Origin of the sequence: Candidatus Protochlamydia naegleriophila (assembly GCF_001499655.1) — a bacterium.
GTDB lineage: Bacteria > Chlamydiota > Chlamydiia > Chlamydiales > Parachlamydiaceae > Protochlamydia > Protochlamydia naegleriophila.
The window spans coordinates 2277525-2294592 of the sequence record NZ_LN879502.1 but is presented as its reverse complement, the minus strand read 5'-3'; the positions used below and the strand labels follow the sequence as shown (position 1 = coordinate 2294592).

Below are 17068 nucleotides of genomic sequence, written 5' to 3'. Positions count from 1 at the left end.
ACGACAGAAGGATTCAATATGGGATTAATTAGCAATATTACGGGTGCGGCTCGTTGGGTGGGTAGTACAGTTGTTGATACTGGAACAGGAATTAAAAAAGGGGTGTTGTGGGCAGGTGAAGGAATTAGCCGTGGTGCTTACGACATTTATGACCTAAGAAGCGATGGATTCGAAAAGTGGACGAAATTTGGCCTTGCCAATTTAAAGTTAGTAGGTAAGATCTTCGAAATGACAGCTCTCTTTAAAGGGGTCATTGAAACATTAGAAGGGCAAAAAAACATCTATTACGCAACGAAGTTTATTGGTTCTATATGCGATTTCATGGCTATTGGTGAAGAGACTTTCAAACAAGCTACCATCATGGGTGGCGTGAAGAAATTTTTTACTCTCCCTAATTTCATTAAAATTTTCTATGGTATTGGAAATTGTTTGGATCCGCTCAAATTTGGAATGAAAATGGGATTATGGGACTTGAAGAGGGCCTCGGAGTTGGGGACACGCATTGGTAACTATCAGGTGTTCAATAGACGTTTGGAAGATATTCCTCTCGTAGGAAGCCTTTCTTATAATCCAAAAGATTTCTTCGTTTTCACAGCCTGCTGTTTAGAGCTGACTAAAATTGGTTTGGATCTCTATAAAATTGATGGAACGGATGCAGATGGAGGGAGACGACGTGGGGAGAGGATAGCAAAGCGTTGGGATTTTGTAGTCAATTTAGGATTCTTCCTCAAAATGGTTGGCACATTTGGTAAAATGGGATTAATCACTTTTGGTCGCCGCTATGGCAACACGCTGACGTTTGCCGTTTGCGATGTTGTTACCCAAAACGCTGGTTTGATCAAGTTCTGGATGGATCGTTCTAAGGCGAGAGAAGCTAGATTCTGCAATCCAGCTGTTCCGACTTAGACCATCATTCTTGTTGACCGGATGAGAAGTTCTTTTCATCTGGTCAATTCATGGCTCACGAATGGGCTTTCAAATCGACATCAATTTTCGAAGAATAAAAGGAGTTTGCATGCAGGGCTATTGCCGTGAAGCGTATGCCTATCTAGCACCCTATTGCGAAGCTGTTAAACAAGGAGCTTGCACGACGATCATTGAACTCAACGAAGTTCGGCAAGATCCAGAGGGATTCCAAAGAATTTGTTTGGTCGCCTTATCGATCCTCGAAGGGATCAATTATTACTATGGCCGCACCTATTTGCCAAAATTGGTCGCTGCTTTGGACGTTGCCAACTCGCTCGATTTTTATGGATTCCTCAAAATCCCTTACCATTTTTTCCATGTGGTAGATCCAGATAAGATTGATGAATTTCACACGCTGATCTGCTTAGAGGATATTTTATGCGAAAATTGGGGGCAGGGAATACAAAATGAAAGCGGACAGCTGCAGGATCCTGCCGTTCACGCCTTTGCCAAACAGTGCCTGGCCGACTTGCTTTCCCATATGAGCGTGAATGACTTGGCCTCTGTTGACAACGATAAATTTAAAAGAGTTCTGCAGGAATGGCTGGTTGATGAATTAGCGGCACATCCGGATCAAAGGCAGGAGGGATGGGACACAGGTTTAATCGACTTGTCTCAGCTCGAAGTTGTTCAAAAGAAAGACTCGTGGTTGGAAACGCTGGCTAACCTGGCCTTCATAGGTGTCGATGTTGGTTGTGTGCCGCTATTTTTGCATGAATGGGATTTGATCGATCTCGGTAGCTGGGCTGAAAGTCTTGGTCGCTTCCGTGCCTTCGCATGGGTGCCCAATCAGTGCCTGGATACGTTGGTGAGGGTTGGGTTGTGTGCCGGATTTTTCTTAAGATTCTTAGAAGCATGCCGTGTATTAAACGAAAAAGAAGTGGGAGAGGCAACGGCCAAGCGAGCCCAATGGGAACGCGTCTTGTCGGCGGCCGAATTTCTCTTTAACTTTTCAGTTCTTTGCAGGGCAAGCCCCCCCATTGTCATCTTCTTGACTTTCGTAGCTAAGTCGATCGGAATTGCCGCCATTGTTTACCGCCCAAACATTGGCTACTTCGAAATGAGGTAATCAATCTTGTAATGACTCGTTTTAGCGAGTCATTACGACTCTCACATAGTTGGATTAAGCTTGAATTTTCAGCAGATTTGAGATCTACGCATGCAAAATTATTGAGCATCTTTTACACTGCACTTTTATCAATAAATATTTTTGATCCTGCGTTGTGGAAAGGATGCCATGGCTCCCAAGTTGCCCGCTCACGAATGGTTAATCATCTCTCTTTTAATCATTGCTTTACTGCTGCTCTCTTTTGTTACCTTGATTTGGCGCAGAGACAGGCTTCCACCGATACAAGCACAACATGAATTGACAACAGAACTCGTTCAAGTCACTGTTCAGGGGGCTGTGGAGCAATCAGGTGTGTATGAAATGAAAAAGGGGTGCAAGTTTAAAGAATTGTGGGCGCTTTGCAGGCCGCTTCCTGATGCAAATCTCAGCCGCTACAAGCCCAATCAGTTTATTCGGGATGGGCAATTGGTTATTGTTCCACTGAAAGAATATATCACGGTTTATTTAGAGGGAGCTGTCTTTCCTCAAGGCCCTTTACGAGTGATGAAGGGGACTCAAGTAAGAGAATTAAAGGGCTTGGTCGAGCTTTTTCCGAATGCCGATCGCGAAAAATTAAATAAGATGCGTCGCTTGAAGGATCAAGAGATCATTCACATTCCTCTGAAGAATCAGTCAAAACCAAAAGGGACTCCGGGAAGCAAAAAAAAGAGAAAAGAATCCCTACGAGAGTCCATTCCAGATTGAATATCCAGATGCAGGAATTTTGAAGATCGTGCCTTGGCTGTTTTAGGCTCGAAAATCAGTCGGCAAGTGCTTTAGAAGCGGAGTCTAAACTATCGAGACTTGGCGAGTGTTTCAGCCTGCCTGATCATCCAATAGATCGAGGCAGGCAATCAAAGGTTACTGTGGCTGTTCACGCTTGGGTTCGCGTTGTTTAAAACGGGAGTAGAGATAGTCGTCGTAGGCATCCAGAGTGGATTGTCTGGCTATTGGTTCAGTAGTTGCTAGCTTGATTTCTTCCATTCTGTTTATTGTGGCGAGAATCGCATCTTCTAATTTGAATTGGCAGGCATGATTTTTTAAGCTTTGCTGGCCGGCAAGCTGCTCCTGGTGGTGATGGAGGGATTGGTAAACGGTGTCAAATAGTTCCAGTTTTTCGAAGTTCAGATGTCCATCTGCCAAAAAGTTCGGATTGCCTTCATCGATCATGAAAAGATCTTTGATATACACTTCGAGGATGGGAATAAAGCAATTGGAAGTGTTTTTAAGAGCTGCTTGCTCCAGTTTACTTCTATAAACGACGAAATTGGAGAAAGGATTGATCCATTCTTCAAGCTTCTTCTTGATTTTTTTGCTCTCTTGGGGAACAGACTCCCATGTTAAATGCAGGTATTGGATAGATGGCTTATTAAAGGCTCCCAAAATGGCATAGGCACCTGCAAAGTTACCTAATTGAATGGATTGGTATGCGCTGTGAAGGTAAAACTGGCATTGAAGGGCACGTTCTACCTCGGTCTTGGGTTTTAAAATGTGGGCGGTGACAAGAGCTGTAAAGGCATTTGTGCGCTCCAAGAAGGCTTGAAAATGGGGAGAGTGGTCTGGCTGTGTCCAATTATGACTGACAAATTCTGCGTGGGGAATCGGGGCAATTAAGTTTGCATAATAAGCTTGCAAGTCCAGGGCAAATTCTTTGACGCACGTATCAAAAGAAGCCTGCTTGATTCGCGAGCTAAACTGGCTTTGCAAGGCATACATGCGCGTAGAAGGGGATTGGTTGCTAAGCGAGGGCGAAGGCAGGTCTTGTGCGTTCGTCAATTGCTGCGGCTCTTTTTGTGACAAGGTGCGAATGAAAGGAATGATTTTATCCATCACTTCCTGGCTTAAACCTTGGTAGGCATTCAGGTTGGCAAGCAAGTCATTATTAACCACTTTTCGAATGCTCATATAATCTCTGATTGGCAGCGCTCCATGAGGAAGACTTAAAAAAGATGATAGGAAGCGAAGTAAATTCGATTTCTTCTCAATGGCAAGATGGCCTTCGGTTGACTGGTAAAGCTGGCACCACGCTCCAATAAGCCGGCACGGGTTTGTCAACCATTCATGCGTCGCTAAAGCGACTTTCTGCTTATCGGGGTTAGCCGAAATGACATTCAATAGTTCTAGTTCTGTAAAGTTTTCGAGTTTCTTGTGGAACAAAACGTATAGTTCGAATGAATGAATTTCTAATTGCTTCAAAAGCGAGCGGCAAACGAAAATCTGATTACTCTCAAGGTGCTCCAGAGCAATGATGGTCATGGCAATTAAGGCTTGCTTGTTTTCGGGTGCCGGCTCTTTTCTAAATTCACTGGCAATGAATTGAAAAAGATGGGCGCGCAAATCTTTTAGGTGGCGCTGCTGCTTCATCGATTTTAAATGATTAATGACGGTTTGATAATTCTGGGGGGTCTCAAGAACGTGGGTAACGACTTGCTCTAGATTGGCCGTTTGAGACATGGTTGCCAATTTTGAATAAAAATCAGTGAAGATGTCTTCGCTGATTTTTATGCTCATGAGAAGCTGGGGCTTGGAAACAGGCTTTTCTTCTTCGGAAGAGGAGATCTCATCTTCATCTGACATGGCGCAGGCTAAGTGGTAAGACTCCTGGAATTGTTCAAACTCGGTCTGTGAAAGGGAAATCAATCCTGCTATGCAATGGCTAGAGGTTTTTTTTAGCTCTTTTTCGAGGCCTGATTTGAGCTTCTTTTCTTTTTTTTCCTTAAGGGGTGTATCGCTTGCTTCGATGCTTGCCGACTCTCCTTTTTTTCTAAAATGTGGTAATAGCTTTGAATCCTGAGTGTGTAGCAAAGCTCGTTTGCGAGGAAAATAGCTACCTTTAGCCACCACTTGATCATTGGGTTTGATGAGGGGAGTAGAAAGCTGTGCGCCCTCTTGCGTGTCTCGATTGAAATGCACGTGGCGTCCGTTGAAATTGGGATTGTTGGCGAGGGGCGAAGTGGAAGAGGATGAAGGGGACGCTTGATCTGATAAAGGGGAAAGAATAGGTTGCATATTAGCCTTTAAATTATAGATTTCATTAACTTTGTAAATTTTTTATTAATAAATTCTAAATTTTAATTAAAATTATTTAATTTGTCAAACTATTGATAATTAGTTGAATGAGTATGATTGCGTAGTTAAATCTTTCTTTATAGGAGTGGATGAAGCGGGGGATGTGTGGAAAAGAGGGGTAAGTAGAAGAATCGCTTGTTCTTTTAAACCTGATGTGTTAATAATTAAAGGATTCAAGCTTCAAACTAAAAAGTTGGTGGCTTGAAAAGCTTTGTTGAATAATTTAAATTACTCATCTTCAGATGTTTTGGCTGATCCCAAAAAAAGATGCTCTTGCAGATAGTTCATAGTCATGCGCTTCCTTCGCAGAATGTCCGGTTCACGTTAAATCTTCCACAGTCTGAGTCATTTGGATTTTTTCGATTGAGCTTTGCGAAGTGTCACATTGTGACAAAGTTTTAATGAAATAACAGAATTTAGCTTGTAATAAAATACAGTGATTTGTTAATCTCGCTGTTTTAGCTTTCCAAAAGATGGCTGACCATTCAAAATTGCTTCGTTAGCCCTGGTGAGAACGTATTTCGTGCGTAACTTTCCACATGCGTCGGAGCCGCAATTTTATGTATTTTAGATTAACAGCAAGCTTAAGTTTGTTGAAGAATAGCGGATCATTAATTTGATTAAGGATTGATTATATGGCGCTTACAATGATGGGTAAAAAGCGTGGCATGATTCAGCTTTTTGATGAAAAAGGCAATGCAGTCGTGTGCACTGTGATCCAAGCTGAGCCAAACGTTGTCACTCAGATCAAAACCAAAGAGACAGATGGGTATACAGCTCTACAGCTTGGATTTGAAAAAGTGGCTGGTAAGACACAGCAGACAATTGAAGCGAGAACAGGAAAGCCTCGGTTAGGTCATTTTAAAAAGGCTGGGGTGGAGTCTCGACGTTTCTTAGTGGAGTCCCGCATGGACTCAACGAATGAGTATACATTAGGCCAAGAGATTGGTGTTGATGTTTTTAATGGTGTTGAATTCGTTGATGCGACTGCTATCTCAAAGGGTAAAGGTTACCAAGGGGTTATGAAGCGTCACAACTTTGCTGGTATGCCTGCTTCTCACGGTACTGGTCCTACACATAGACATGCTGGATCTACAGGGATGCGTTCGACTCCAGGTCGTGGATTGCCAGGTGGAAAGAAAGCTGGTCAAATGGGTAATGAAAGGGTAACCGTTCAGAATCTACGCGTTGTGAAAGTTGACGCTGAAAATCACGTGATCGTGGTAAAAGGCCAAGTTCCTGGTCCACGCAATGGTTTGGTATATTTTACTAAAGCCAAAAAGAAAAAGTCATAAGAAATAAGATCTTCTGGAGTTAAATTGTGGCTACACTTAAAAAGTACAATCTTGCTGGTAAAGAAGTTGGTCAGGTCGCTATTGACGACGCTTGGATCAATGTCGAAGCCAACGGGCAGATGATTAAAGATTATATTGTTGCGCTGAGAGCAAATGCTAGACAATGGTCAGCCAACACAAAGACTCGTGCTGAAGTTAAGCACACAACAAAGAAGGCTCAACCTCAAAAAGGTCAAGGCCGCGCCCGTCACGGGTCAACTGTTGCTCCTCAATATAGAGGGGGTGGTCGCGTGTTTGGTCCAAAGCCTAAGTTTGATCAACATGTTCGCATCAACCGAAAAGAGCGTAAGGCTGCTATTCGTTTTCTTTTAGCTGAGAAGTTGAAAGAAAATAAAATAAAGCTGATCGAAGATACAGCGATGGATGCTCCTCAAACTAAAACTCTGGCTCAATTCCTTAAAGGTTTTGATATGAGAGGGCGCGTCTTATTTTTAGGCGAAAGCGCTTTTACAGAGATAGAAACGGAAGGGAAAGTTCAGCGTGTTAGCGTAAGTACGGATAAACACAATCATTTTATTAAGAGCATGCGTAATTTGCCACGTGCAAATTTTATGTTGGCTTCTAATATCAATGGCTATGATGTCATGATCGCTCGTGAGATCGTGTTAACAGAGTCAGCGCTGAATGAATTAAATCAGTGGTTGAATTGAGGGAGTAAAGGTCCATGACAAAAAAGAGCCCGTACCAAGTAGTGAAACATCAATATGTGACTGAAAAGTCGATCGTTCTTCAGCAGTTAAAGACGGCTGAAAGCAATCCGTCAGTCAAGCGTTGTGAATCTCCAAAATATGTTTTCATTGTTGACCGTTCAGCCAATAAAGAAGAAATTGCGCAAGCGGTAGAAGAAATTTACAAAAATGAAAATGTAAAAGTGATGGCGGTAAACACGATCAACGTCAAAGCTAAAGCAAGACGCGTTCGCGGAAGAGCTGGTTTCAAGAATGCTTTTAAAAAAGCGATTGTTACGCTTCGTGCTGGCGATAGCTTAGACAACGTATAATAGGAGCTTTGAGAGTAGATGTTTAAAAAATATCGACCCGTAACACCTGGAACTCGTCAGCTAGTATTGCCAACTAATGAGCAATTGACACGTCCATGTGAAAATTCACGTGCCACTGTTAAACCCACGAAATCGCTCTTACTACCAAAAAGACGCACGAATGGGCGCAATAACAATGGTCACATTACCTGCCGCCACAAAGGTGGTGGACACAAGCAACACTATCGTATCATCGATTTCAAACGTGATAAAGAGAATATTCCTGCTAAAGTTGCATCGATTGAATACGATCCAAACCGTACAGCTTACATTGCTTTGTTAAACTACGCTGATGGAGAGAAACGTTATATTTTAGCTCCACAAGGCCTAAAAGCCGGCGATACTGTTCAAACAAGCGACGAGCCACCTTTCCATGTTGGCTGCTGCATGAAGCTGAAGTTTATGCCATTGGGTTCTGTTATTAGTAACATCGAACTCTACCCAGGACGCGGCGGCAAGCTCGTTCGTTCTGCTGGCTTATCTGCTCAGTTAATGGCGCGTAGCGGCGGTTATGCCACTATTCGTATGCCATCTGGCGAAGTGCGCATGATCAATGAAAACTGTCGAGCCACTTTTGGAGCCGTCTCTAATCCTGAGCGCAATTTGCGCGTTGAAGGAAAAGCTGGTCGTATGCGCTGGAAAGGCGTGCGTCCAACAGTTCGTGGTACTGCTATGAACCCTGTCGACCACCCGCACGGTGGTGGTGAAGGTAAGCATAAAGGTAACACACCGCAGACTCCTTGGGGTCTCTATACAAAAGGACTTGTTACAAGATCCAATAAGAAGTCTAACAAGCTTATCGTGAAACGTCGAAGGAAGAAGTAGTTATGGCAAGATCGTTGAAAAAAGGTCCTTTTGTTGATCATCATCTGCAAAAAAAGGTGGACGTTCAAAATAATGAAGGAACAAAGAAGCCGATCAAAACGTGGTCAAGACGTTCGATGATTACTCCAGATATGGTCGGACACACGTTTGAAGTGCATAATGGCCGCAAACATCTCACTGTATTCGTCACAGATAACATGGTTGGCCATCGTTTGGGTGAATTTTCTCCCACGCGTACATTTAAAGGACATCCAATTAAGAAGTAAAGGTTGCTAAGATGAATTATGCTAAAGCAATAAGCAAATATATACGCATTAGTCCTCGCAAAGCTCGTTTGGCAGCAGGATTAATTCGCGGACTATCCGTTTCTGAAGCTTCCGTTCAACTGACGTTTAGCAATCTAAGAGCTGGGCGTCTGTTAAAGAAGACATTGGATAGTGCTGTGGCTAATGCGGAAACACAATTAGATATGAGACGTGAAAATCTCAAAGTCGTAGAAGTTCGTGTAGATGAGGGTCCAACATTGAAGAGGGCAAAGCCTAAGAACCGTGGTGGACGCCATCCAATTATGAAAAGAACAAGCCACTTTACTGTGATCGTAAGCAATCTTTAAGGAGTCATGGAATGGGACAAAAAGTCAACCCAATAAGTTTCCGCCTCGTTCGAACACGTGATTGGCGTTCCAAGTGGTTTGCTAACAAGAAAGAGTTTGGAGATCTGCTCATTGAAGATCAGATGATTCGTGCTTACTTGTTGAAAAAACCCGCGTTAGTAGGTGTTTCAGCGATTAGAATTAAGCGTATGAGCGGAAAAGTAGAGGTCACAATCGTGACAGCGCGTCCAGGTCTTGTGATCGGGAAGAAAGGTGCTGAGATCGATGTACTGAAAGGTGAACTCAGTAAACTTACCGGAAAAGAAGTCTGGGTAGCTGTTGAAGAAGTTAAGCGTCCTGATGTGGATGCTAAAATCGTAGCAGATAGTATCGCTAAGCAGTTAGAAAGACGTATTCCTTTCCGTCGCGCAATGAAAAAGGCGATGCAATCTTCTTTAGATGCAGGCGCATTTGGAATTAAAGTTCAGTTGTCTGGCCGTATTGGTGGTGCAGAGATTGCTCGTACAGAGTGGTATAAAGAAGGAAGCACTCCTCTTCATACGCTACGCGCTGATATTGATTATGCGACAGGTCGTGCTGAGACTACTTATGGTAGCATCGGTGTGAAAGTTTGGATCTATCGCGGTGAAGACAACTTAGCGAAGAAGGAGGCCTAATCATGCCTTTAATGCCAAAAAGAACTAAACATCGCAAGATGCAAAAGGGGCAATTTGCTGGATTAAGCAAAGGTGCCAATTTCGTTCACTTTGGTGAATTTGGAATTCAAGTTTTAGAAAGGGGTTGGATTACCAACCAACAGATCGAAGCTTGCCGCGTTGCTATTAACCGCTTCTTCCAAAGACGAGGTAAAGTCTGGATTCGTATTTTCCCAGATAAGCCGATCACAAAGAAGCCTGCTGAAGTGAGAATGGGTAAGGGTAAAGGTGCCGTTGATCACTGGGTCGCTGTAGTAAGACCAGGCAGAATTCTTTTCGAAGTGGCTAATGTGCCCAAAGAAATGGCTCAAAGTGCTTTACGCAGAGCAGCAGCTAAATTGGGATTAAAAACACGATTTGTTGAACGCGTAGAACAAGTTTGAGGAATTATGTATAAAGCGAAAGATTTAAGAGATCAAAGTTTAGAAGAACTCGAAGCGACCTACGACGAGTCTTGCAGAAAGCTGTTTGAACTCCAAAATGAGTTTCGCTCTCAGAAAAAGAGAGAAAACCCACACGAGATTAAACACGCTCGCAAAGACATCGCTCGCTTGTTGACAGTGATTACAGAGAAGCGTCGCGGAAATCAAAATCAGACCAATCGAGGTTAATCATGGAGCAGCAAGAAGAAAGAGGAAGCCGCAAAGTTAAAAAAGGCGTCGTCGTCTCCAATAAAATGCAAAAGACTGTGATCGTAAAAGTCGAGCGTACATTCAGCCATCCAAAATATGGCAAGATCGTAACGCGCGGTAAAAAATATTACGCTCACAACGAGTCTGGCGATTTACAAATCGGTGACGAAGTGAAAATTATGGAAACACGTCCTTTATCAAAATTAAAGCGTTGGCGTGTAGTTGCATAGGGCCTCAGGTCCTATGAATGTTCAATCCACAACGTTTAGGTAAAACTTACTTGGTAAGAGCAATGGGGAATTTTTGATTATCGTTATCAGCCTTCTCCCCATTCCTTAGTATCAAAAAGTAGAGCCTAAAAGTTGAAACAGGTGAAGACGACAAGTTACACCACACAAGAGATGTTGTAAGGGTACCTGAGGGTACATCTTCTCGACATCTTAAAAGACAATTATCGTTGGAGTTTGTAAGTCATGATTCAACAAGAAACCGAGCTCGAAGTTGCTGATAACTCGGGTGCAAAGCGGGTAAAGTGCTTTAAAGTATTAGGTGGATCAAAGCGTCGCTATGCCCATGTTGGGGACATCGTCGTTGCCTCTGTTCAAGACGCTCACCCAGAAGGAAGCGTAAAGAAAGGGGACGTTGTAAAGGTCGTCATCATCAGGACAAAGTCTTACATCAAGCGTAAAGACGGAACAAAATTGCGTTTTGATACTAACAGCTGTGTCCTTATCGATGATAAGAAGAACCCAAAAGGGACTCGTATCTTTGGACCAGTAGCACGCGAAGTGCGCGACAGAGACTTTTTGAAGATTAGCTCTCTGGCTCCAGAAGTGATTTAATTAAGAGGCTATGACGAAAATGGAAAATATGCCAAGTGGATCAAAAAAAATTCGCAAGGGTGACACTGTTGTTGCTATTTCTGGTAACAATCGTGGTCAGATAGGCACTGTTCAATCACGTAAGGGAGACAAAGTTATTGTTCAAGGCCTCAACGTGCGCAAGAAACATGTGAAACGCAGCCAAGATGCTCCTAAGGGCAGAATTGTAGAAATTGAAAGACCTATCCACGTTTCAAACTTGAAAGTTTGTGTGGAAGGAGAGTCTGCGGCTAAGTTGAAAGTTCGTACTAATGAACAAGGACATCGCCAGTTTGTTTATAACAAAGGCGATCAAGAAGTAGTCTACCGTTCAGTCAAAAAACCTAAGTGAGTAGAAAAAGCCAATGTCCAGGTTAAAGAAAAGATATTTAGCTGACGTTAAGCCAGAGTTGCAAAAGAAATTTGCCTATCAGAACCCAATGCAGGTTCCTGGTTTAGTCAAAGTCGTGATCAATATGGGTATTGCGGAAGCATCTAAAGACAAGAATTCTATTCAGGATTGTGTCAAAGAAATGACTATGCTTTCAGGTCAAAAGCCTGTTGTCACAAAAGCCAAGAAAGCGATTTCTAACTTTAAACTTCGTGAAGGTCAGCCAATCGGCGTAAAAGTGACCTTGCGCGGTGAAAGAATGTATGATTTTATTGACCGTTTTGTTAACATCGTTTGTCCTCGTATCCGCGACTTTAGAGGTTTTCCTTCTAAATGCGACGGAATGGGAAATTACACTTTAGGTTTGGATGATCAGCAAATCTTCCCAGAGATCAATCTAGACGAAGTTAAAAAAACGCAAGGAATGCATATTACGTTTGTGACGAGCGCTAAAACAGATGAAGAATGTGTTGAGCTCTTGAGATTACTAGGCGTTCCATTTAAAAACTTACCGATTTCGGTAGCAGCTTAATAGGAGAAGGAATCATGGCAGTCAGTGACCCAGTAGCCGATTTCCTCACAAGGATTCGCAACGCCACCAAAGCTCAACATCGCTATGTAGATGTTAATTGGAGCAAAATGAAGCAGACCCTTGCTGAGATCCTCAAAAATCAAGGATTTATCGAAAATTATCTGGTAAAAGTTGATGAAGGTCAGAGGGGAACGATTCGTATGTTCTTAAAATATACAAACGGTCGTCGTCCTGTTATACAGGGCCTAAAAAGAATTTCAAAACCCGGCTTACGCAAATATGTTGGGCACCAAGACATCCCACGCTTTTACGGCAACATGGGCTTATCCATTGTCTCGACTTCTCAGGGAGTCATGGCAGGCAATGAAGCGACTCAGCGTGGAATCGGTGGTGAACTTCTGTGTTTGATTTGGTAAAGATCGAAGGAGAAAGTGACAATGTCTCGTAAAGGTAAACTTCCCATTCCTCTTCCTAATGGTGTTGAGGTTAAAGTTTCTGACACAGAAGTAGCTGTTAAGGGCCCAAAAGGCGCCTTAATACAAAAGCTTGTTCCTGGAGTTAACGTTAATGTAGAAGGAAACGAGATTCTCGTTTCCTTAGCCGATGAAGAGGCAGACCTTGCCCATTTTCATGGCCTCTATCGTACACTCATCCATAATATGGTAGTTGGAACAACAGAAGGCTTTGAAAAAAGACTCGAGATGATTGGTGTCGGTTATCGTGCTTCGGTGCAAGGTGACCTGCTAGATCTGCAATTAGGTTTATCTCATCCATGCAAATTGCCAATCCCAAAAGGATTGACAGTGAAAGTGGATAAGAATACCCAAATTCTCATTTCTGGCTTTGACAAGCATCTCGTTGGCCAATTTGCCGCTACAGTACGTAGCCAGCGCCCACCAGAGCCTTATCAAGGTAAAGGTATTCGCTATGTAGGGGAATATGTACGTAAGAAAGCAGGTAAGGCTGCTGCTAAGAAGTAATCGCTGAAGGAACGATATGATTAATCAAGCTAGTAAAAACGCCAAGCTTCGTGTAAAACGAGCTATTAGAGTGCGTAAGCAACTTCGTGGAACAAGCGTAAAGCCTCGTCTATGTGTCGTGAAAAGCAATAGCCATATTCAAGCGCAATTGATTGATGATGAAGCAGGCATCACGCTCGGTGGAATAGCAACTTTCGCGAAAGAATATCGCAACACGGAGTTTTGCAAGAAGAATAAAGCATCTGCTCGCAAATTAGGCGAACAGATTGCTGAAATTGCCAAGAGCAAAAATATTAAAGAAGTGGTCTTTGACCGTGGATCCTCTAAGTATCATGGTATCCTAGCCGAGCTAGCTGACGCAGCGCGAGCTGGCGGTCTCCAATTCTAAAGGGGTTACAATGAAAAAAGATGAAGGAAGAGTCATGGCAAAACACAATGAGTCTCCAAGAAAAGATAAAGAGAAAGTAGAAAGCGATATCACTGAAAAAGTGTTATACATCAACCGTTGCTCGAAAGTTGTCAAAGGTGGACGTAAATTCAGCTTTTCTGCACTCATCTTAGTCGGCGATGGTAAAGGACGTGTCGGATATGGATTTGCTAAGGCAAATGAATTGACAGACGCAATCCGCAAAGGTGGCGAAGCGGCTCGTAAAAATATGGTTATTTGCCCGATCGAAGGGACGACCATTCCTCACGAAGTCATTGTCCACTGGGACGGAGCAACAGTCTTGTTGAAGCCTGCTCCAGCTGGTACAGGTGTCATTGCAGGTTCTAAAGTGCGGGCAGTTCTTGAACTAGCTGGCATCAAAGACGTAATGGCGAAGAACCTAGGTTCTAGTAACCCGATTAACCAAGTTAAGGCCACCTTCGAAGCGATCGAGCAATTGCTGCCACGTGAAGAAATTAAGCAAAGAAGAGGGTTATAAAGGATAGTTATGATTACTTTAAATACACTCAAAGATTCAACACGTAAGCGTAAGCCACGCAAGCGCGTTGGCCGCGGCATAGGTTCTAAGCACGGCAAGACTTGCGGACGTGGTGAAAAGGGAGCAGGATCTCGCTCTGGCTACAAGAGACGTTTAGGAAAAGAAGGCGGTCAGATGCCTTTGTTCATGAAATTGCCTCTTCGTGGATTTAGCAATGCTCAGTTCAGACGTGCGTATGACGTTATCAATTTAGATCAAATTGAAGCTGTCTTCCAAGATGGTGAAACAGTCAACGAACTCTCTCTGAGAGAGCGTGGATTTATTAGTGGAAAGACTAATGGAGTAAAATTGCTGGGTAACGGCGAGCTTACGAAAAAAGTTAAAATTCAAGTTCATGCAATGTCTGAAAGTGCGCGCGAAAAGCTGACACGTGCCAAGATTTCATTTGAAATTGAAAAATAAGCTGATTTCGCTTAAATAGCGCTCATTAGTTCTATAACAGACCAAGGCCACAAAGAGTACAAAGATTAAAGCACCATTAAAGATAAACTCTCTATCAGGTGTCTTTGTACTCTCTGTGGTTTTATACCAAAGAAACACGAAAAATTTGTATTGGCTTAGCAATACTTTATGCAGGTTCAAATGCGAATTATTCAAGTTTCTTCGGTATATCTATCGAAAGAACCATCAAATCACGCAAAAGAGTTACTCTTTTGAGGAAAAAAAAGCAACCTATTACCCCAAGATATAGAGATGCTGAACGGATTAAGACGTGTTTTTCAAATACCTGAGCTAAAGTCGAAAATTCTTTTAACTCTTCTTCTGCTTGCCGTTTGCCGCGTTGGAAGTTTTATTCCAGTTCCCGGGATCAATGGAGAAGTAGCGGTTGGCTTTTTTAGACATGCCACAGGTGGAAGCCAAAACCTCTTCCAAATGGTAGATATTTTTTCTGGCGGTGCTTTTTCTCAGATGACTGTGATTGCCTTAGGCGTCACGCCATACATCTCCGCTTCGATCATTATGCAGCTGTTAGTTGCCCTGATTCCAAGCTTTCAGAGAGATTTGCGAGAAAATGGCGATGCTGGTAAACGTAAGGTTAATCGCTGGACTCGCTTTTTGACGATTATTCTTTCCTTTTTGCAATCAGCCCTGTTTGCTAAATATGCTCTCCAAATGAATTTATCAAGGCCCGGTATTGTGGCAGGAGAGTTATTAGACATTACAGCTTTCGGATTGCCCTGGCTTTTTTATTTAATTACGATCGCTACCATGACAACTGGAACCATGTTTCTGATGTGGGTAGGAGAGCAAATTACGGAACGAGGAATTGGAAACGGAATTAGCTTGATTATCTGCTTAGGTATTCTATCTTCGATTCCAACTGCCCTGGGTCTCGTATTCCAGCAGTTGAACTTGGACTCGCAAGAGCCAGGTCAAATGAATTTCTCAACAATTTTAGTGCTCGCTGCTGTATTTGTTGTCGTGACGATTGCCACCATCCTGGTGATTCAAGGCCATCGCCGCATTCCGCTTCAGCATGCAAGACGTGTTGTTGGAAGAAAAGAAGTTCAAGGGGGGAGTTCTTACATTCCGCTTAAAGTTAACTATGCGGGTGTCATTCCCGTCATCTTCGCTTCTTCTCTGCTCTTGTTCCCGGCGACCCTCGGAACATTTTTAGGGACAGGAAACTGGTTAGGCGAAGTGGCAGCTTGGTTGTCTCCTGGCGGTCCTCTTTACTTTGTCTTCTTTGTTGCTCTAATTATTTTCTTCACCTATTTCTGGACTGCGACTCAGTTTCGTCCTGATCAGATTGCATCCGATATGAAGAAGAATGGAGCTTTTATACCCGGTGTAAGACAAGGTAAGCCCACACAAGACTATTTAGAAAGTACAATGAATCGCATCACTCTATTAGGTGCCGTATTCTTGGCCCTCATCGCAATTTTGCCAAACCTGGTTGGACGCTTATTAGGCGTGCCTCAAACAATCAGCTACTTCTTCGGGGGTACAGCCCTCCTGATTTTAGTTGGTGTGGTATTGGATACAATGAAGCAAGTTGAGTCTCATCTTTTGATGAAGCGCTACGATGGTTTCATGAAGAAAGGGCGAGTGAGAGGACGTTAGAGTTACGTTAATGATATAAAGGAAGTCTAAAAGGGATAAGGTGTCTTTTAGACTTTCTCTACTAGTGAAATAGAGTTGCAATAAAAAGAAAAGTTCTATACAATTTACAGTTCGTTTTTGGAAAAATTAGGAGAGTTCAATGCCTAGAGTCATAGGTATCGATATACCAGATAACAAGAGATTAGAAATTAGTTTGACCTATTTGTTCGGAATAGGCCGTCATTTGTCTAATGAGATTATCGCTAAGTTGGGTTTAGATCCAAACATGCGTGCTCATAAGCTTACTCAAGATGACTTAGCCCGTTTAAACGGTCTACTCACATCTGAATATGTGGTAGAAGGTGATCTTCGCCGTCAAGTTCAGAACAACATCAAGCGTTTAATTAGCATTCACTCTTATCGTGGAACACGTCACCGCCTCGGCTTGCCAGTTCGCGGACAGCGTACAAAAACAAATTCTAGAACGCGCAAAGGTCGTCGCAAGACTGTTGCTAATAAGAAAAAATAAGAATAGGAGTTCTCAGCTTTGAGTAAGCAACCTGCCACCAATAAAAAGCCTGTAAAGACTAAAAAGAAAGTCCTTCAGAATGTCCCATCGGGCATAGCACATGTTAAAGCGACCTTTAACAACACAATTATTGCCATTACTGATCCTTCAGGAAGAGTGATCTCCTGGGCATCTGCTGGTAAGGTAAATTTCTCTGGATCTCGTAAATCTTCTGCTTTCGCAGCGACTGTAGCTGCTCAAGATGCAGCCAAAATTGCTGCTTCTCTTGGAATGAAAGAAGTTGAAGTTAACTTGAAAGGTCCAGGCGCTGGCCGCGAATCGGCTGTACGAGGATTGCAAAGTGCTGGTTTAACTATTACGGCGATTAGAGATACTACGCCTGTGCCGCATAATGGATGCCGTCCACGTAAACGTCGTCGCGTATAAAGATAAACTATTATGAGCG

General features: G+C 43.0%; 25 protein-coding genes. 24 read left to right on the top strand and 1 reads right to left on the bottom strand.

Annotation, left to right across the window (positions count from 1 at the left end; genetic code table 11):
* Positions 1-18 precede the first annotated feature (18 nt).
* The 3 genes from PNK_RS09740 (at position 19) to PNK_RS09730 (ending at position 2779) form a co-directional block, all read left to right on the top strand.
* Positions 19-906 carry a hypothetical protein gene (locus PNK_RS09740; protein ID WP_059061761.1) on the top strand — a complete coding sequence of 296 codons (888 nt, stop codon included), beginning with the start codon at positions 19-21 and terminating at the stop codon, positions 904-906.
* Between the two features lie 109 nt (positions 907-1015).
* Positions 1016-2035, top strand: coding sequence for a hypothetical protein (locus tag PNK_RS09735; protein ID WP_059061759.1), 1020 nt, complete (start codon positions 1016-1018; stop codon positions 2033-2035).
* Positions 2036-2203: 168 nt separating this feature from the next.
* Entirely contained in the window at positions 2204-2779 is a 576-nt protein-coding gene (locus PNK_RS09730; RefSeq protein ID WP_032123911.1) for a hypothetical protein, read from the top strand.
* Between the two features lie 156 nt (positions 2780-2935).
* Here PNK_RS09730 and PNK_RS09725 read toward each other — a convergent pair whose 3' ends face one another.
* Entirely contained in the window at positions 2936-5083 is a 2148-nt protein-coding gene (locus tag PNK_RS09725; RefSeq protein WP_059061757.1) for a RasGEF domain-containing protein, read from the bottom strand.
* 695 nt (positions 5084-5778) lie between these two features.
* On the opposite strand from PNK_RS09725, the gene rplC reads away from it, so the two are divergent.
* The 21 genes from rplC (at position 5779) to rpsK (ending at position 17049) form a co-directional block, all read left to right on the top strand.
* On the top strand, positions 5779-6438 hold the full coding sequence (gene rplC / locus PNK_RS09720) for a 50S ribosomal protein L3 (RefSeq protein ID WP_032123913.1): 660 nt from the start codon (positions 5779-5781) through the stop codon (positions 6436-6438).
* A 26-nt stretch (positions 6439-6464) separates the two neighbouring features.
* A complete protein-coding gene (gene rplD, locus PNK_RS09715; RefSeq protein ID WP_032123914.1) occupies positions 6465-7148 on the top strand; it encodes a 50S ribosomal protein L4 in 684 nt (227 codons plus the stop codon).
* Positions 7149-7162: 14 nt separating this feature from the next.
* On the top strand, positions 7163-7498 hold the full coding sequence (rplW, locus tag PNK_RS09710; RefSeq protein WP_032123915.1) for a 50S ribosomal protein L23: 336 nt from the start codon (positions 7163-7165) through the stop codon (positions 7496-7498).
* Positions 7499-7516: 18 nt separating this feature from the next.
* A complete protein-coding gene (rplB, locus tag PNK_RS09705; RefSeq protein ID WP_032123916.1) occupies positions 7517-8362 on the top strand; it encodes a 50S ribosomal protein L2 in 846 nt (281 codons plus the stop codon).
* A gap of 2 nt (positions 8363-8364) precedes the next feature.
* Positions 8365-8628, top strand: a complete 264-nt coding sequence (gene rpsS / locus PNK_RS09700; protein WP_032123917.1) for a 30S ribosomal protein S19 — start codon at positions 8365-8367, stop codon at positions 8626-8628.
* An 11-nt stretch (positions 8629-8639) separates the two neighbouring features.
* The gene (gene rplV / locus PNK_RS09695) at positions 8640-8975 is read left to right on the top strand and encodes a 50S ribosomal protein L22 (RefSeq protein ID WP_032123918.1); all 336 of its coding nucleotides are present in this window, start codon (positions 8640-8642) and stop codon (positions 8973-8975) included.
* A gap of 11 nt (positions 8976-8986) precedes the next feature.
* Positions 8987-9631, top strand: coding sequence for a 30S ribosomal protein S3 (gene rpsC, locus PNK_RS09690; protein WP_032123919.1), 645 nt, complete (start codon positions 8987-8989; stop codon positions 9629-9631).
* Positions 9632-9633: 2 nt separating this feature from the next.
* A complete protein-coding gene (gene rplP / locus PNK_RS09685; RefSeq protein ID WP_032123920.1) occupies positions 9634-10053 on the top strand; it encodes a 50S ribosomal protein L16 in 420 nt (139 codons plus the stop codon).
* Positions 10054-10059: 6 nt separating this feature from the next.
* A complete protein-coding gene (gene rpmC / locus PNK_RS09680) occupies positions 10060-10281 on the top strand; it encodes a 50S ribosomal protein L29 (protein ID WP_032123921.1) in 222 nt (73 codons plus the stop codon).
* A 2-nt stretch (positions 10282-10283) separates the two neighbouring features.
* Positions 10284-10532 carry a 30S ribosomal protein S17 gene (gene rpsQ / locus PNK_RS09675; protein ID WP_032123922.1) on the top strand — a complete coding sequence of 83 codons (249 nt, stop codon included), beginning with the start codon at positions 10284-10286 and terminating at the stop codon, positions 10530-10532.
* A gap of 243 nt (positions 10533-10775) precedes the next feature.
* Positions 10776-11144 carry a 50S ribosomal protein L14 gene (gene rplN, locus PNK_RS09670; protein ID WP_032123923.1) on the top strand — a complete coding sequence of 123 codons (369 nt, stop codon included), beginning with the start codon at positions 10776-10778 and terminating at the stop codon, positions 11142-11144.
* Positions 11145-11163: 19 nt separating this feature from the next.
* The gene (gene rplX, locus PNK_RS09665; RefSeq protein WP_051981735.1) at positions 11164-11514 is read left to right on the top strand and encodes a 50S ribosomal protein L24; all 351 of its coding nucleotides are present in this window, start codon (positions 11164-11166) and stop codon (positions 11512-11514) included.
* Positions 11515-11527: 13 nt separating this feature from the next.
* On the top strand, positions 11528-12085 hold the full coding sequence (gene rplE, locus PNK_RS09660; protein WP_032123924.1) for a 50S ribosomal protein L5: 558 nt from the start codon (positions 11528-11530) through the stop codon (positions 12083-12085).
* Between the two features lie 14 nt (positions 12086-12099).
* Complete coding sequence (rpsH, locus tag PNK_RS09655; RefSeq protein WP_032123925.1) at positions 12100-12501, top strand: 30S ribosomal protein S8; 402 nt, start codon at positions 12100-12102, stop codon at positions 12499-12501.
* A gap of 21 nt (positions 12502-12522) precedes the next feature.
* Positions 12523-13065, top strand: a complete 543-nt coding sequence (rplF, locus tag PNK_RS09650) for a 50S ribosomal protein L6 (RefSeq protein WP_032123926.1) — start codon at positions 12523-12525, stop codon at positions 13063-13065.
* 16 nt (positions 13066-13081) lie between these two features.
* Entirely contained in the window at positions 13082-13453 is a 372-nt protein-coding gene (gene rplR / locus PNK_RS09645; RefSeq protein ID WP_032123927.1) for a 50S ribosomal protein L18, read from the top strand.
* Positions 13454-13487: 34 nt separating this feature from the next.
* Positions 13488-13991, top strand: coding sequence for a 30S ribosomal protein S5 (gene rpsE / locus PNK_RS09640; RefSeq protein WP_032124339.1), 504 nt, complete (start codon positions 13488-13490; stop codon positions 13989-13991).
* A 9-nt stretch (positions 13992-14000) separates the two neighbouring features.
* Positions 14001-14453, top strand: coding sequence for a 50S ribosomal protein L15 (rplO, locus tag PNK_RS09635; RefSeq protein WP_059061755.1), 453 nt, complete (start codon positions 14001-14003; stop codon positions 14451-14453).
* A gap of 294 nt (positions 14454-14747) precedes the next feature.
* Positions 14748-16115, top strand: a complete 1368-nt coding sequence (secY, locus tag PNK_RS09630) for a preprotein translocase subunit SecY (RefSeq protein WP_420885366.1) — start codon at positions 14748-14750, stop codon at positions 16113-16115.
* A gap of 139 nt (positions 16116-16254) precedes the next feature.
* Positions 16255-16623, top strand: a complete 369-nt coding sequence (gene rpsM / locus PNK_RS09625; protein ID WP_032123929.1) for a 30S ribosomal protein S13 — start codon at positions 16255-16257, stop codon at positions 16621-16623.
* An 18-nt stretch (positions 16624-16641) separates the two neighbouring features.
* A complete protein-coding gene (gene rpsK / locus PNK_RS09620) occupies positions 16642-17049 on the top strand; it encodes a 30S ribosomal protein S11 (protein ID WP_032123930.1) in 408 nt (135 codons plus the stop codon).
* Positions 17050-17068: the final 19 nt, after the last annotated feature.